The organism is Ochrobactrum chromiisoli (genome assembly GCF_026241335.1).
In the GTDB taxonomy this organism is placed as follows: domain Bacteria; phylum Pseudomonadota; class Alphaproteobacteria; order Rhizobiales; family Rhizobiaceae; genus Brucella; species Brucella chromiisoli.
On record NZ_JAPHAV010000010.1, the window covers coordinates 121,800 to 138,288 of the forward strand.

Here is a 16,489-nt window from a genome sequence, read left to right on the forward strand (position 1 = left end):
TGCCAGTCTGGTTAAGTTAGGCCCCTGTGGACTTGGATAATGTAATGATTTCAAATAATTCTTCGGAAAAAATCGTCGATCGCGCAGCCCGTCTTGTTGAAGCTGCGAAGCGCGCAGGGGCTGATCATGCTGACGCAGTTGTGATCCGTGCGCGCTCGGTGAGCGTTTCTGTCCGACTTGGCAAGGTTGAGGGAACCGAATCGTCGGAGAGCGATGATTTTTCTCTGCGCGTATTTGTCGGCCGTCGTATCGCCAGTGTTTCGGCCAATGCTGGAAGTGATCCAATGCAATTGGCGGAGCGGGCGGTTGCCATGGCACGCGTTGCCCCGGAGGACCCATTCGAACAATTGGCCGATCCGGCACTGCTGGTAAAATCACCACGTGATCTTGATCTGTTTGACACGACTGAGATTAACACTGCCCGCCTTACAGAAGATGCGTTGGCAACCGAAGCGGCTGCACGCGCTGTTGCCGGTGTTACCAATTCAGGCGGTGCGGGGGCATCGCGCAGCATGGGCGGACTGGTACTCGTCACTTCATCCGGCTTCTCAGGGGAATATGCGGCAACGCGTTTTGGTCGTTCTGTGTCTGCAATTGCAGGTGAGGGCACGAAGATGGAGCGTGACTATGATTTTAGTTCGCGCCTTCATTTTGCTGATCTCGATACGCCTGAAAATATCGGCAAACGTGCTGGTGAGCGTGCTGTGCGCCGTCTGGGCGCAAAGCAGGCCAAAACCGGGCCCGTGACAGTTGTTTTTGATCCGCGTCTGGCACGTGGTATCGCGGGGCATCTTGCCAGCGCCATCAATGGCGCTTCGGTTGCGCGCAAGACAAGTTTTCTGCGCGATAGTCTCGGCAAGCAGATTTTAAAAGCAGGAATCAACGTCACCGACGACCCACTGCGTATTCGCGGGGCCTCATCGCGTCCATTCGATGGTGAGGGCATTGAGGGTCAGGCTCTGACCATGGTTGAAAACGGTGTGCTGAACCATTGGCTGTTATCCGGTTCGAGTGGGCGTGAACTGGGCCTTGTGGGCAATGGGCGTGGCGTGCGTTCAGGTTCACATATTTCGCCTGCCTCAACAAATTTTGCCATTGAGCCGGGTATCCAATCGCCGGAAGAGTTGATCCGCTCGGTCGGTACAGGGTTTTATGTGACGGAAGTGTTTGGTCAGGGCGTCGATATGATCACCGGTCAATATAGCCGTGGCGCATCGGGCTTCTGGATTGAAAATGGCACTCTCGCCTATCCGGTCAGCGAAGTGACGATTGCATCCAATCTGAAGGACATGTTCCTCAACATGACTCCCGCCTCCGATATTGATCGGAATTTTGGTATGACCGCTCCAACTCTTGTAATTGAAGGCATGACCCTTGCCGGAAATTGAGAAACGAAGAGATATTCAGAACGAGCTGGAACTTCTGCGTCACGCAGCGCGGGAGGCTGGCCGTATCGCTATGCGCTATTTCGGCCAGTCGCCGGAAGTCTGGATGAAAGACGGCCAGTCTCCCGTCAGCGAAGCAGATTTTGCGGTTGATCGCTATCTCAAGGACGTGCTGCTCGAAGCGCGCCCCGATTATGGCTGGATTTCGGAAGAGACGACCGATGATCGCGCCGCTGCGGTGCGAAGCCGTGCCTTTGTGATTGATCCGATTGATGGAACGCGCGGTTACATCAACGGGCAGGCGCAGTGGTGTGTCAGTGTTGCCATTGTCGAAGACGGAAAGCCGATTGCCGGTGTGTTGCAATGCCCTGCACTTAATGAGGTGATTGAGGCTGGCAAGGGATTTGGCGCATCGCAGAATGGTATGCCTATTCAAACCCGGCTGCCGCCTGTTGATGAAAAAATTTCTATCGCTTCCGCCAGGAGAATGGTCGACGTTATGCCTGAAAGCTGGCGCGACAGGGCGGTTCTTCATCCCTATGTCCCGTCACTGGCCTATCGTATCGCGATGGTTGCACGTGGGGATATTGCTGGTACCTTCATTCGGCCCAATTCTCATGATTGGGACTTGGCTGCGGCAGACCTCATTTTGAGTGAGTCGGGTGGTGCGCTCTTGAACCATGATGCCCGACCGCTCATTTATGGTGGGCAGACGCTGCAACATGGCGCGCTGGTGGCGTCGAGTGGAAACCTTTTGCAGGAAATGTTGAGTGTTGTCGCGGACTGGCCATTGAGCTAATCATGCGGCGAACGGGTTTGTTTCAAGGAATGATCATATGAGTGCCGAAGGCGACAAAAAGCAGCTTCTTCATCTGGTGTTCGGCGGTGAGCTGACCAAGCTTGGAACGGTTCAGTTCCGCGATCTCGACAATCTCGATATTGTCGGAATCTACCCGGATTATGAAACTGCAAAGACTGCATGGAAGTCGAAGGCGCAGCAGACCGTGGATAATGCGCATATGCGTTATTTCATCGTCCATCTGCACCGCTTGCTGGACCCGGAAGGCGTGGACCTTAAGGCGGAATAAACGCTTTTGTCCACTCCGCATAAAGATCAGGTGGCCGAAACAGAGCGCGCATCGCAAGCCGATGCGCGCAGCCGCTCGGATGGCTTTGCCAAGCGCGTGTGGCGCCGCATTCGCGGCCCGCTGGCGCGCTCTGCATTTGTCAAATCTGCGCTGGTGCAGTTGATTTCCGGCTATCTGAAATTCGTGCACCTGACCAATCCGGCCCTTAAAGGGTCTGCGGATATAAAAGGTCTTTTGAGTGAACACAGTCCCTCCATCATAACCTTCTGGCATGGCCAGCACATTATGGCGCCTGTGGTTCGCCCGCACGATCTTCAAGTCGTGGCAATGTTTTCACGCAGTGCGGATGCGGAGCTTAATGCACGTATTGCCGAGACATTCGGCTTTATAACTGTGCGTGGCTCTGGTGGTCGTGGCGAAGGAAATTCGGCGAAAAAAGGTGGTGCGCGTGCACTTCTGACATTGAAAAATGCGCTGAAAAAGGGACAATCGGCATCGATGATTGCCGATATTGCTCATGGCAAGGCGCGAGAAGCAGGCGAGGGGATTATTTTGCTGGCCAAACTCTCCGGTCGGCCAATAATGCCTTTTGCATATGCTTTTTCGCGGAATCATGTTTTGCATAAGACATGGGATAAGACCACTATTCCGTTGCCATTTGGCCGCTCGATGATTGTTTGCGGAGAGCCGGTCTGGGTGGATGAAAATGCCGACGAGGCACAACTGGAAGAAAAGCGCATGGAATTGACGCGCCAGCTTAATGACGCGACGATCAAAGCCTATGCCGCATTGGAGGCAATGAAATGAGTGAACGTTGGGCACGAAACATGTTGTCGGCCTATCGTATGCTCGGCTCTGCCGCTTACCCATTCATCGGGACATATATTTCCTATCGTGCTTCGCGCGGCAAGGAAGAACGTTTGCGGCGTGCAGAGCGCTACGGCAAGACCGCTATCCCCAGACCGCAGGGCCCCGTTATCTGGGCGCATGCAGCAAGTGTGGGTGAAACGGTTGCGATTGCTCCGCTGATTGAATGTATTGCCGCGGCGGGCATCCATATTGTAATGACGACTGGCACTGTGACATCTGCCAAACTTGTTGCGGATCTGCTTGGCAGTCAGGTGATTCATCAATATGCGCCGCTTGATCTGCAACCGGCGGTCAATAATTTCCTTGATCACTGGAAGCCGGATCTGGCGATTGGCTGTGAATCCGAAATATGGCCTGCGACCGTGCTCTCACTCAGCTCACGGCATATCCCACAGGTTCTGGTGAATGGTCGTCTTTCTGACCGCTCTTTTACAGCATGGCAGAAGCGCCCCGAACTGGCCGAAGCCTTGTTTGAAAATTTCGCGCATGTGATTGCGCAGTCCGAGCTTGACGGAGATCGTTTCCGCGCGTTGGGCGCACGGCCTGTCAGCGTTTCCGGCAATCTCAAGGTTGATACCGCGCCTGCTCCTGCTGATCCGCAGGCATTGGCTGCACTTCAGCACCAGATTGGTGGGCGCCGCACCTGGGCAGCTATATCGACACATGACGGCGAGGAAGAAATCGCTGCCGAAGTGCATCAGATGCTCAAAGTTCGCTATCCGCGTCTGGTGACGGTCATTGTACCGCGTCATCCCAACCGTGCTCCCGCCATTGAGGCAATGCTTGGCGAAAAGGGCTTGAAGGTCGCAGCGCGCAGCCGTGGCGATATGATTGCAGCCGATACAGATATTTTGCTTGGTGATACGATTGGCGAAATGGGGCTATATCTGCAACTGACGGATATTGCATTCATTGGCAATTCACTGACCAAGGAAGGCGGTCATAATCCGCTTGAACCAGCGATGATGGGCACAGCCGTACTGACCGGCAAGAATGTGCAGAATTTCCGCGATTCTTTCCAGCGTCTCATCAAAAATGGTGGTGCGCGTGTTGTGAAAGACCGCAATATGCTGGCTGGCGCTATCAATTTCCTGTTTAACAATCCGCAGCATTTGCAGACGATGATCAATGCCGGTTCGGATACCGTGAAAGACATGCGCGGCGCACTCAACCGCACATTAAATTCACTGGAGCCTTTTATCCAGCCGCTGGTGCTGCAAGCGCAGTTGCCGGGAAATCGCAATGATGCGATCTTTATCAACGGCGGCATCTGATCATGGTGAGCGAGGCACCGCCCTTCTGGTGGGGAAAGCCTGACTGGCGGGCATACGCACTTGCTCCGCTATCCTGGGGCTATGGCGCTGTTGCGGGCCGCAGGCTTCTCCATGCTGAACCTCCCAAAATCGCAGCGCCTGTGCTTTGCATCGGCAATTTCACAGTGGGTGGCGCAGGCAAAACCCCCACTGCGATTGCCTTTGCCAAGGCCGCAAAGGAGCGCGGCTTGCACCCCGGCATTGTTTCCCGCGGTTACGGCGGCAATTATACCGGGTTGCATATTGTCGACCCCTCCAATGACAGTGCGCGTCATGTTGGCGATGAACCGCTTTTACTGGCGCGCCACGCGCCGGTTGCACTTTGCCCGGATCGGCTGAAATCGGCTTTGGAACTGATTGAGCGTGGCTGCGATTTTATCATCATGGATGATGGTTTTCAGAGCGCACGCCTTCATGCCGATTTTTCACTTCTGGTGGTCGATTCCACGCGTGGTATTGGCAATGGGCGGGTGATCCCGGCAGGGCCATTAAGGGCATCTTTGACGGACCAGATGCGCAAAACCGATGCGCTGCTGCGCATTGGCAAGGCGCGCGAGGCAGATTTCGTGGTGCGACAGGCATCGCGTGCCGGACGAGCTGTCTATGAAGCGCAATTGCTGCCATCCTCTTCATCAGACGTTGCAGGCAAATGCTGGCTGGCCTTTGCAGGCATTGGCAATCCTGCCAAGTTCTTTGCAAGTGTAGAGCAGGCAGGCGGTAGTGTGGAGGAAACGCGAAGCTTCCCGGACCATTACGGCTATCAGCCGGATGATATCCGCACGCTGGTTGAAACCGCGAAAAAGCTTGGCCTTGGACTGATCACCACTGCCAAGGACCATGTTCGCCTTGCCACCATGAGCAGTGTGCCGCACGCATTCATCAGTCAGTTGGCTGTGCTTGATGTCGATCTGCAATTTGAGCGCAAGGATGCGCTGCGCCAAATTCTCGATACGGCTGTTGAGCGGTTCAAAGCCCGCTCAATCGCCTGATTATCAAGCCTTCTTGCGGCTGCGCAATTCCGGATTGAGTTCGAGCTCACGCTCGTAAGAAATAAGTCCCGTCGCATAGGGCTCCTGCCGCGCCACGCTCCAGTATTTCAGCTCGTCGAGCGGGATATGCGCGCTAGACACCGCACAGACGACATAAGAACCGTGCTGCACAATTTCAAAATCGCCATCGAGATAGCGCAGAACGGCTTGAGAAGAGCGGGGTGATTCAAATCTGTTCATTGTGTAATTCCTTGATACGGAAATCTATCAAGTGCCAGCGTCATCGTCTAGAGCGTGCCGCGCTTAATGGTACCCAATAGGCTCGCTCTATCTTATTGTTTTTACGCATGGCGTTCTCGGATCGTAGCGGGAATGGAAATCAGCCTGGTGGACTGATTTGCCCACAAAGGCGGTTTCCACTTTTGCGCGATATGCTTTAGCGCCTTCCGAACAATCGTTCAATGTCGGTGAGCTTTAGTTCGATATAGGTCGGACGTCCGTGATTGCAGGTGCCTGAACCGGGTGTTGCTTCCATATCGCGCAGCAGCGCATTCATTTCTTCGGGCTTCATGCGCCGCCCCGAACGCACCGATCCGTGGCAGGCCATTGTCGCGGCGACATGGTTGAGCATGGCTTTGAGGCCATCGGATGTATCATGTTCTGCAACTTCATCGGCGAGATCGCGGATGAGTTGCTGCACATTCATTTCGCCCAGCATGGCAGGCGTTTCGCGCACCGCTATCGCGCCGGGTCCGAACTGTTCGATACCAAGACCAAATCGTGCAAGCGTTTCGGAATGGGTTGCGAGTCGCTCCGCATCCTCTTCCGTGAGATCAACGATTTCAGGAATGAGCAGCATTTGTCCGGGTATGGGACGCGCATGCAGGGCATTTTTCAGTGCCTCATAGACAAGCCGTTCGTGGGCTGCGTGCTGGTCAACAATGACGAGGCTGTCTTCTGTTTGTGCGACGATGTAATTTTCATGGATTTGCGCGCGTGCAGCCCCCAGCGGCTTCTGCATCAGTTCTACAGGTGCCTGCGCGATTGTTGCGCGCGCATCGGCTGCCGGCTGCGAAAAAGTCTCAATAATCGCTTGTGTATCCTCGCGAAATGCGGGGATATGATCAAAATCAAGTGGCTTATGGGCAGGGTGTGCGGTTTGCGGCGACCACTCGGTGCGGGGGGCAGGAGGCGTTGTGCGCCAGTTCTGCGATGCGTAAGTGTTTTCTGCCGGGCGCTGCTGGAAGCCCTCGGCCCGAAATGCCTGCAACATGGCTTCCGCACCACTGGTTGCCGGTCGAATGCCTGATTGCGCGAGTGCCTGCTTGATTGCGCCAACGATGAGGCCGCGCACCAAACCAGGATCGCGGAAACGCACATCGGCTTTAGCGGGGTGCACGTTTACGTCCACCAGCGCCGGATCAAGCGTGAGAAAAAGCACTGCAACCGGATGCCGGTCACGTGCAATCACGTCGGAATAAGCACCGCGCAATGCGCCAAAAATCTGTTTGTCGCGCACCGGGCGGCCATTCACATAGGCAAACTGGTGTAGCGCATTGCCGCGGTTAAATGAGGGGATGCCAACAAAGCCAGCAAGTCGAACGCCATCGCGCTCGGCGTCAATTGCAAGCGCATTCTCGGAAAATTCTTTGCCGAGAATCTGCCCGATACGTTCTAACGTTGCGTCTGCGCCGCTGCCCGTTGCTGGCAAGTCCAGTGGCGTGCGATCGGTGCCGGCGAGAGAAAAACGCACATGCGGAAAGGCGATGGCAATCCGCTTGACAATGTCGGTAATCGCGGTGGCTTCTGCACGGTCCGTCTTCATAAATTTGAGACGGGCAGGGGTTGCATAAAAAAGATCGCGCACTTCGGCAATGGTGCCACGATTAAGGGCGGCGGGACGCGGGCCTTCCAGACGTCCGCCGTTAACGGCAACTTCAAAGCCTGATTCCGCATCCTGTGGACGTGATTTCAGCGAGAGTTTTGAAACAGAGCCAATCGACGGCAATGCCTCGCCACGAAAGCCCAGTGCACGAATATCGTTCACATCATCGGAAAGCTTCGAGGTGCAATGGCGCGAGACTGCCAGCGGCAGTTCATCGACGGCGATTCCTGAACCATTATCGGTGACGCGCAAAAGTGTCTTGCCGCCGCCAGCTGTTACAACCTCGATGCGGGTTGCCCCTGCATCGATGGCGTTTTCGACAAGTTCTTTGATTACGCTTGCGGGGCGTTCAATCACCTCGCCAGCAGCGATCTGGTTGATAATGGTTTCGCTTAAGTGCCGGATTGTCATGATGTGACTATAGCGGATTCGCTTTTGCGAAGAACCGCTAATTCGCCATCAGTCTGATCATGTCCGCCCATAAATATCGTCGAAGCGAACAATGTCGTCTTCACCGAGATATTCGCCGCTCTGCACTTCGATCAGAACCAGTGGCAGAATGCCGGGATTTTCCAGACGGTGTTTGAAACCGCATGGGATATAGGTGGACTGGTTGGTGGTCAGCAGGATTTCCCGTTCACCATTGACGACCTTGGCTGTACCGGAAACCACGATCCAGTGTTCGGAACGGTGGTGATGCGCCTGCAGGCTGAGGCGGCTGCCGGGCTTAACCTCAATACGCTTGATTTTAAAGCCGTCGCCCTCTTCAAGAACCGTATAGGTTCCCCATGGACGGTGGGCTGTGCGATGCAGCTTGGCTGCTTCATGGCCCTGTGCGCGCAACTTGTTGAACACTTTGCGAACGTCCTGTGCCTTGTCGCGATGGGCGACCAGAAGCGCATCCGGCGTATCGACGACGAGGAGATCGTGAACACCGACGAGGCTTACAAGCCGGGTTTCTGACAGGACAAAACTATCGGTCGTGTCTTCAAGCACAGTTTCACCGCGTAAGCGGTTGCCATTCGCATCTGGTGTAATCAGGTCTGCCATCGCCGCCCAGGACCCAATATCCGACCAGCCACAGGAAACCGGAACACAGGCAATATTGTCAGCCTTTTCCATGACGGCGTAGTCGATGGAAATTGCAGGCGTTGCTGCAAACGCATCGCGGGCGATTTCGAGCGTTTTGGTTTCGCCGTTCAGGCCATGGCGCGCGTGCTCAAGGGCTGCCTTTACACCCGCAAGCACATCGGGCGCATGGCTTTGCATGGCGTCGATCATCGTTGATGCCTTGAAGCAGAACATGCCGGAATTCCAATAGTACCGGCCGCTTTCGACGTAGCTTTGCGCGGTGGAGGCGTCCGGTTTTTCAACAAAGCGCAAAACATTGTCGCCATTGATTTCGATATAGCCAAAGCCTGTTTCCGGGTGATCGGGAACGATGCCGAAAGTGACGATGCGGCCCTTATCTGCAAGCTTGCGTGCCTTGAGAACGGCTTGGCCAAATGCAGCTTCATCTTCGATGAGATGATCCGCAGGCATAACGAGCAAAGTTGCGTCGGCACCATAGGTTGAAGCGGCTTGAAGAGCTGCGAGGGCAACAGCAGGAGCTGTATCGCGGCCAAGCGGCTCAAGCAGAAATGTGTTTTCGATTTTGCGTGCGCCCGCATCCGCATAGGCATCAAGCGTCAGAAACAGGAAATCGCGGTTTGTAACCGTAAGGATCTGTTCGACATCATCAAGATGCGATGCGCGTGCATAGGTCTTTCCAATCAACGTGCCGCCATCGGGCAGTTCGATGAAAGGCTTTGGGTGGGCGTCGCGCGAAAGCGGCCAGAGTCTGGAACCAGAACCGCCACTGATGATAACCGGAATAAAGCTCATTTGCTGTTGGCATCCTTCGTTGCTTTACGGGCGATCTCAAGTCCCATGGTCAAAAGTTGTGCGGCCTGTTCTTCGGTCGCGGCTTCCACATAGCAGCGCAGTTCTGGCGCGTTGCCGGAGGCGCGATAGTGGATTGCGTTGCCGGATGCAAAAAACAGTTTCACACCGTCAATTGTTTCAAGGCGAATAACCGCGTCCGTTAATGGAAACAAGCGCAGGCGCGCTTCTTCTTGCGTAATGACCGAGAGAAAGGCAGCAGTCTTTTCTTGTGCGACGTTTTGCAAACGGTCGCTCAATGCGATGCGGAAGCCGTAGCTTTTCGCAATTTCGGAGAGCGGCTTTTGCGACTGTTTGATGGTACTCAGACATGCAAGGATAGGCAGCAGCGCATCGCGGGTTGGGAGGGCTGTTAATGGCTGGCCGTTTTTCTCAATGGTGCTGCCGAGCAGCACGCCGCCATTGGCTTCAAAACCGACAACGCGTTTTGCATTGTCGCTTAAAGCTTTCTGCATTCCGGCAATCACATAGGGTGAGCCGACGCGTGTGCGCAAAACGTGAGCGAACTTTCCGCATTCCTCAAGCGCTGTATTGGAGGTGACAGGCGTTACGATTGTGTCTGCGCCTGCCCATGCAGACGTGATCGCACCGACGAGATCGCCGCGCACAAAATGCCCTTGCTCATCGGCAATAAGCGGGCGGTCTGCATCGCCATCTGTTGAAACGATCGCGTCAAAACAAGTCTGAGTTGCCCATTGCGAAAGCAGCTCAATGTCTTCTGTACGCAGGGCTTCGGTGTCGACCGGCACAAAAATATCGGATCGACCAAGCGCAATTGTTTCAGCACCAAGAGCATCCAGTATTTTAATCAAAAGATCACGTGCCACAGAGGAATGCTGATAGACGCCGACTTTCAATCCCGCGAGACTGTCTACGCCAAACAGCTTGATGTAGCGCGCGGCATAGGCATCCATTGCCTGAGTGCTTACAGGCAGGTTCATCGCTTTTCTTGTGGCAAGGTCAGCGGGCAGGGCAGCATAGGCAGCGCTGATTGCTGTCTCATCATTTTTGTCGATTTCGCCATCGGCGCGATAGAATTTCAAGCCGTTGCGGTCATCTGGGATATGACTTCCGGTAATCATGATGCAGGGTGCATTTTGTGCTATTGCGAAATAGCTCAATGCGGGGGTCGGTAACACGCCGCAGTCAACGGGCGTGAAGCCAGCGTCTTCAATTGCGCCCAGGGCGAGGGCCGCAATATCGGGGCTTGATGGGCGTAAATCCTGACCGACAAAAACGCGCTCGCCCGCAGTCAGCTCCCCTCTGGATTTCAGCATCTGAACAAATGCCAGCGAATAAGCATAGGCAGGCAATCCGTTTAGTTCTGTTGCGAGACCTCTAAGGCCGCTTGTGCCGAATTTGAGGGAATTGCCTGTCATGCCTTGTCCGAGCCTGTTTTCCAGATAAAAATCAATCTACTGCTAATATAATGGCCTTATAGAGGCTGCCTTTTCTATCGCTTATATTGCTGACTGTTTCAATTGCTGGATGTTCATGTGGTTATTGAGAGCTTTCAATTTAAAATATGTCTCCCAAAAGGAGGAGCCGCTTTTGGGGGACATGCCTTTAAACATAGTCGCGATGCGCGGGCAGGTTGAGATCGGGCAGGCTTTCTGCCTGCACAACTGCGCGGGCGACTGCATGTGCCATCACAGTTGCCGCAATCGCACCAATGGCCGTGACATCAGCTTCCACCCCTTCTGCCTTGCCTGTCGAGAGCGCAAAGATTGTATCGCCATCCCACATTGTGTGGATGGGATTGATCGAACGGGCAAACCCATCATGCGCCATGCCGGCGATTTTCTTGAGTTCAGCCTTGTTGAAGGGCGCATTGGTGGCAATCGCGCCGATTGTCGTGTTGGCGCCACCCGATTTGACGACATTGCGGCCCTGCATGATCGCATCCATGATATTGCGGAAACCTTTGCCGTCTTCATTGCGTGCGCCAGCAAGAATCTGCTGCGAATTGGGTGCATAGACATCACCGACCGCGTTGACGGCAACAATCGCCCCCACCACAACGTCGGTGCCGGGCACTTTATAGCTTGCGGTGCCTAAACCGCCCTTCATCGCATAGTCCATGCCAAACATTTTGCCGACGGATGCGCCTGCACCGGCGCCAATATTGCCTTCGGCGGAGGGTTCGCTTTTTGCTGCCTTGCAGGCGAGATAGCCCGCTTCTTCATCAGGACGTATGGAAAAATCGCCGACGCCTAAATCCATCAAAACCGCAGCCGGCACGATTGGAACCACGCCTTTGCTGATTGCAAATCCCAGTTTGTTTTCTTCGAGATAGCGCATGACCCCAGTTGCAGCATTCAGCCCGTAGGCGCTGCCGCCCGAAAGCATGACGGCTTGTACTTTCTGCACAAGGTTGATGGGGTCCAGAAGATCAGTCTCACGGGTGCCAGGTGCCGAGCCGCGGACATCGACGCCTGCCGTAGCTCCTTCTTCGCAAAGAAGAACTGTGCAGCCGGTCGGGCGCTTTGTCAGCGTATGATGGCCCAGCTTTAGTCCCGGAACATCAGTGATGCTCCCCCCCATGAGTTCCAGCATGCTCTGTTCCCCTCGTTGTGCTGCTGCCGCTGAGCCGACAATGAAAGGCACTGTTCCAAACCCTGCAAGTCCTTTTGCAAACGCGCGCCTGTCCATAGGCTGTTCTCCCCCCATTTGATGATTACTCAGTTAATACACTCTTCTTCTGTGCCCGGCGCAGACGTAAGACATCTGCCACAAATATACGTGAAAGAGCGTGATAAAGTGGCTCGTGCGATATAAGTCTTGCTGTGCCGTAGCCCAGCATTGATGCACACATAAGCGGAATAACATTGTTATGATTGCCGGTCATCTCCAGAATAATCACAAAGGCTGTCATTGGTGCTTGCACGACACCTGCAAAATATCCTGCCATACCAAGAACGGCAGCGAGACTGATGCTGGTGCCAAGCAATAAACCTATCGTGCTGCCAAGGCCTGCGCCGACCGACAGTGATGGGGCAAATATGCCGCCCGGGATGCCCGAAACCATTGAGAGAAGTCCGGCGATGAATTTCTCAAGGAAATAAAGTGGTGGCAAGGAAAGCCCTTCAATGGCGCTGCGAGCCTGATCATAGCCGGTGCCGAAGGTTGATCCTCCCGATGCAATACCAATCACGGCAATCAGCAGGCCGCAAATGCCTGTTATAATGACTGTGTCGCGCAGCGGTGCTTTTTGTACACGACGCCTGATACGGTTGGTCAGATTGAGCGCAAGAGCGCTGAATGTTGCGCCAAATGCACCCCCGATCACGCCGCACAGAATGACCAGAATCCAGTCTAAGCGGCTTACAACAGTTACGGTCGTAAGACCGAAATAGTTATAGTTTCCAACAAGGCCGAGCGAGGCAAGACCTGCAAGAATGACGGCGGACAGAACAAGCCCGTTCGTTCGTGCTGCATAGGCTCGCCCCATTTCCTCAATGGCGAAGACGATTCCTGCAAGCGGCGTATTGAAAGCCGCAGCAATGCCTGCCGCAGAGCCCGCAAGGATAAGTCCACGCGCGTGTTCCAAGCTGCCAATACGTGCAGATAACAGCATGATCGACGCACCGATCTGCACAGTCGGACCTTCGCGTCCAATCGAAGCACCAGAAAACAACCCGACGATTGTGAGGAAGATTTTGCCGAAAGCGATTTTCATCGAGAGCAGCAAAGTTCGGTCTTTTGGGTCATTGAGGTGCCGCGCTGCAATTGCCTGCGGTATGCCGCTGCCGCCGGAGCCGGGAAAAAATTTCATTGAAATCCACGCGCATAGCATAAAGCCGAAGGGCGTGATCAACAGTGGCAACCAGGCCCGCCATGGGCTGGTTTGGCCATCGGTCAGACTCTTGAACCAACCCTGTGCAATGTCGGCGGCTTCCGCGAAGGCCACACTGAGAACACCAATTGCAATCGCGCCACACCAGAAAACGAGGCGGGGCTTCCACAATCGTGGAGACATCCACATTGCGCGTGAGCGACGAATGAGATGGATTCGTTGATATGCCTTACGCATTTTGCCCCCTTTGGGCGAAATTTAAAGAATATGGCGGCGGGTTTATCATGAAAATCGTTATCAGTAACTGAAACTTGTCCGCAAAAGACTTTCCAATCAGTCATAAGCATGTTACCAGCCGGTGCCAATTCAATACGCAACGAAGCGCAGTCGCTGCTCCCGGTTTCTTACCGGAGAGGCGGCTTTTCTCATTCGGTAAACCCGGTAAAGGAATTGGCAATGGCTAAAATCGTAGAATCTTCCACCGGAGCTCTTGCTCTCACATTCGACGATGTTCTTTTGCAGCCGGGCCATTCAGAGGTGATGCCGGGGCAGGTTGATCTGCGCACCCGTATTGCCAAAGATATTGAGCTTAATCTGCCGCTGCTTTCAGCTGCCATGGACACCGTCACAGAATCACGTCTCGCCATTGCTATGGCGCAGTCGGGCGGTATCGGCGTTATTCATCGTAACTTGACACCTGAACGTCAGGCCGAAGAAGTCCGCCAGGTCAAGAAGTTCGAATCCGGTATGGTCGTAAACCCTGTCACGATTGGGCCGGATGCAACGCTTGCCGACGCACAGGCGCTCATGAAAGCACACCGAATTTCGGGCATTCCCGTTGTAGAAAACGCTGGCAAGGGTCCGGGACGTCTGGTCGGTATCCTGACAAATCGTGATGTGCGTTTTGCCTCTGATCCAGCGCAGAAGATTTATGAACTGATGACGCGCGAAAACCTGGTTACGGTGCGCGAAAACGTGCGCCAAGACGAGGCGAAGCGACTGTTACATGCGCATCGTATTGAAAAGCTGCTGGTCGTTGACGACAAGGGCCGCTGCGTTGGCCTGATAACCGTCAAAGACATGGAAAAGTCGCAACTTAACCCGAATGCCGCCAAGGATGCGCAAGGCCGTTTGCGCGCCGCTGCTGCCACAAGCGTTGGCGAAGACGGTTACGAGCGTGCCGAACGTCTGATTGATGCGGGTGTTGATCTTCTGGTTGTCGATACCGCTCACGGTCACTCACAACGCGTTCTTGATGCCGTTGCGAAAATCAAAAAAGCCTATCCCAATGTTGCCATTCTGGCCGGCAATGTTGCAACGGCTGGCGGAACACAGGCGCTGATCGATGCCGGTGCGGATGCCGTCAAGGTCGGCATCGGGCCGGGTTCCATCTGCACCACGCGCATTGTCGCCGGTGTTGGTGTTCCGCAGCTTTCAGCCATCATGTCGGCAGTTGAAGCCGCGCACAAGCATAACATTCCGGTTATCGCTGATGGCGGTATCAAGTTCTCCGGCGATTTTGCCAAGGCGCTGGCCGCTGGTGCGGTTGCTGCCATGGCTGGCTCGCTGCTGGCGGGTACGGAAGAAAGCCCAGGCGAGGTCTATCTGCATCAGGGCCGCTCGTTCAAATCCTATCGTGGCATGGGCTCGGTTGGTGCGATGGCGCGCGGTTCGGCAGATCGCTATTTTCAGGCGGAAGTGCGTGATGAGCTGAAGCTTGTACCAGAAGGCATTGAAGGTCAGGTCGCTTATAAAGGACCGATTTCAGCTGTTCTGCATCAGCTTGCCGGTGGACTGCGTGCCTCCATGGGCTATGTCGGTGCCAAGACGCTGGAAGAGTTCCGCGACAAGGCAACCTTTGTTCGCATTTCCAATGCGGGCTTGCGTGAAAGCCATTCTCATGGCGTATCCATCACCCGTGAAAGCCCGAATTATCCGGGCGGTATGTAATATCATATCGGACATGCATTTCATCAGGGCGGCCTCATTGAGGTCGCCTTTTATTTTGAGAGTGCCTTCATTTTATCGTCATCAATGAGAAGGCCGGATGCACTTTCGACAATGCAATCTGCAAGTGCGCGAAAGTCATCGAAGCGTCTGTTTTGCCTGCGCCAAAAAAGTGCGATTTCCCGTTTGGGCTGCTCCCCATCAAACGGAACGATGCGCATAGTGTTGCTGCGCGTTTCCGCATGAACAGCAATTTCCGGAATAAGCGTCAGGCCCATTCCATGGGCGACCATTTGTAAAAGTGTCGTCATGCTGGTTGCGCCATATTTTACCAGTTGCCGCTGGGATGGCCGAGAACAGATCGCCAGCGCCTGATCACGCATACAGTGGCCTTCTTCCAACAGCAGCAGGCGATCAAGCGCCGCATCATCCTGCGTCATGGTCGAAGACAATACCGTCTGATCATTGCTTGACGTGGCGATCAGAAAACGATCATCAAAAAGTTTCTGATGCGTAAGCCGATCATCCACGATTGGCAAAGCTGCAATGACAGCGTCGGTCTCACCTGAGTGAAGCTCCTCAAGAAGCGTTGCCGTTATGCTTTCGCGCAATTGCAGACGGAAAGACGGGTGCCGCTCGGCCAGCAGTGGGATGAGATGCGGGATAATATATGGAGCAACGGTTGGGATAATCCCCAGTCGCAACTGGGTTTGCAGCAGGCCTTTGCTCTGCGCAGAGATTTCCTCCATCGCGTGAAGTTCTTTGAGAATGGCCCGAATGCCGGGGAGCAACTCGCGGCCAAGCTTTGTCATAATGATTGTGCGATGAGAGCGCTCAAACAGCGAAGCGCCAGCCACCGCTTCCATTTCAGCAATCTGTGCTGAGAGGGCGGGTTGCGAAATATGGGCAAGCTCTGCGGCTTTACGAAAATGCAGCGTATTGGCGAGCGCATCGAAGTAGCGCATTTGGCGAACTGTAAACATGATAGGAAAAACTTATCAATAATAACAAAAAAAGCAATTGGAGATTATACTTAGAATTAGTCTAAACTGGGTTCATTATCCAGTAGGCATGATGCGGCGGGGCTGTCCAAGGTCAGAATCCAAGCTGAATGTAGGATCACAAACGATTTTTAGGAAGGAAATTCCCATGGCAGACCGTCCGATTATGACGACAAGTGCTGGTGCACCGATCCCGGATAACCAGAATTCCCTGACTGCGGGTGAGCGCGGCCCTATTTTGTTGCAGGACTATCAGCTGATCGAAAAGCTGGCA

General features: G+C 54.4%; 15 protein-coding genes. 8 read left to right on the forward strand and 7 right to left on the reverse strand.

Translation table 11 applies throughout. From position 1 onward, the window contains the following. Positions 1-44: 44 nt before the first annotated feature. The 6 genes from OPR82_RS16840 to lpxK are packed head-to-tail and all read left to right on the forward strand — an operon-like array spanning position 45 to position 5,645. Entirely contained in the window at positions 45-1,388 is a 1,344-nt protein-coding gene (locus tag OPR82_RS16840; RefSeq protein ID WP_265986128.1) for a TldD/PmbA family protein, read from the forward strand. After that, positions 1,375-2,184 carry a 3'(2'),5'-bisphosphate nucleotidase CysQ gene (locus OPR82_RS16845; protein WP_265986129.1) on the forward strand — a complete coding sequence of 270 codons (810 nt, stop codon included), beginning with the start codon at positions 1,375-1,377 and terminating at the stop codon, positions 2,182-2,184. The genes OPR82_RS16840 and OPR82_RS16845 overlap by 14 nt, the downstream gene beginning before the upstream one ends. A 37-nt stretch (positions 2,185-2,221) precedes the next feature. Continuing rightward, positions 2,222-2,473: a DUF4170 domain-containing protein gene (locus tag OPR82_RS16850; protein ID WP_265986130.1), complete on the forward strand. Its 252-nt coding sequence runs from the start codon at positions 2,222-2,224 to the stop codon at positions 2,471-2,473. 30 nt (positions 2,474-2,503) lie between these two features. Next, positions 2,504-3,280: a lysophospholipid acyltransferase family protein gene (locus OPR82_RS16855; RefSeq protein ID WP_265986153.1), complete on the forward strand. Its 777-nt coding sequence runs from the start codon at positions 2,504-2,506 to the stop codon at positions 3,278-3,280. Further along, complete coding sequence (waaA, locus tag OPR82_RS16860; RefSeq protein ID WP_265986131.1) at positions 3,277-4,617, forward strand: lipid IV(A) 3-deoxy-D-manno-octulosonic acid transferase; 1,341 nt, start codon at positions 3,277-3,279, stop codon at positions 4,615-4,617. The genes OPR82_RS16855 and waaA overlap by 4 nt, the downstream gene beginning before the upstream one ends. A 2-nt stretch (positions 4,618-4,619) precedes the next feature. Continuing rightward, positions 4,620-5,645 (forward strand): tetraacyldisaccharide 4'-kinase, encoded by a 1,026-nt coding sequence (gene lpxK / locus OPR82_RS16865; RefSeq protein WP_265986132.1) that lies wholly within the window; start codon positions 4,620-4,622, stop codon positions 5,643-5,645. 3 nt (positions 5,646-5,648) lie between these two features. Here lpxK and OPR82_RS16870 read toward each other — a convergent pair whose 3' ends face one another. The 6 genes from OPR82_RS16870 to OPR82_RS16895 form a co-directional block, all read right to left on the reverse strand. Next, positions 5,649-5,885, reverse strand: a complete 237-nt coding sequence (locus tag OPR82_RS16870; RefSeq protein WP_265986133.1) for a DUF2093 domain-containing protein — start codon at positions 5,883-5,885, stop codon at positions 5,649-5,651. Between the two features lie 196 nt (positions 5,886-6,081). After that, positions 6,082-7,941 (reverse strand): DNA mismatch repair endonuclease MutL, encoded by a 1,860-nt coding sequence (gene mutL / locus OPR82_RS16875; protein ID WP_265986134.1) that lies wholly within the window; start codon positions 7,939-7,941, stop codon positions 6,082-6,084. A gap of 57 nt (positions 7,942-7,998) precedes the next feature. Further along, complete coding sequence (locus OPR82_RS16880) at positions 7,999-9,414, reverse strand: mannose-1-phosphate guanylyltransferase/mannose-6-phosphate isomerase (RefSeq protein WP_265986135.1); 1,416 nt, start codon at positions 9,412-9,414, stop codon at positions 7,999-8,001. After that, a complete protein-coding gene (locus OPR82_RS16885) occupies positions 9,411-10,850 on the reverse strand; it encodes a phosphomannomutase (RefSeq protein ID WP_265986136.1) in 1,440 nt (479 codons plus the stop codon). The genes OPR82_RS16880 and OPR82_RS16885 overlap by 4 nt, the downstream gene beginning before the upstream one ends. A gap of 187 nt (positions 10,851-11,037) precedes the next feature. Further along, positions 11,038-12,123, reverse strand: coding sequence for a P1 family peptidase (locus OPR82_RS16890; protein WP_265986137.1), 1,086 nt, complete (start codon positions 12,121-12,123; stop codon positions 11,038-11,040). Between the two features lie 25 nt (positions 12,124-12,148). Beyond that, a complete protein-coding gene (locus tag OPR82_RS16895; RefSeq protein ID WP_265986138.1) occupies positions 12,149-13,504 on the reverse strand; it encodes a chloride channel protein in 1,356 nt (451 codons plus the stop codon). Positions 13,505-13,723: 219 nt separating this feature from the next. Between OPR82_RS16895 and guaB the strand changes: the two genes are divergently transcribed. Beyond that, on the forward strand, positions 13,724-15,217 hold the full coding sequence (gene guaB, locus OPR82_RS16900; RefSeq protein WP_265986139.1) for an IMP dehydrogenase: 1,494 nt from the start codon (positions 13,724-13,726) through the stop codon (positions 15,215-15,217). Positions 15,218-15,267: 50 nt separating this feature from the next. Here the strand turns inward: guaB and OPR82_RS16905 are convergent, their stop codons facing one another. Next, positions 15,268-16,197, reverse strand: coding sequence for a hydrogen peroxide-inducible genes activator (locus OPR82_RS16905; RefSeq protein ID WP_265986140.1), 930 nt, complete (start codon positions 16,195-16,197; stop codon positions 15,268-15,270). A gap of 166 nt (positions 16,198-16,363) precedes the next feature. Between OPR82_RS16905 and OPR82_RS16910 the strand changes: the two genes are divergently transcribed. After that, on the forward strand, positions 16,364-16,489 hold a 126-nt coding region (locus OPR82_RS16910; protein ID WP_265986154.1), incomplete at its 3' end, for a catalase.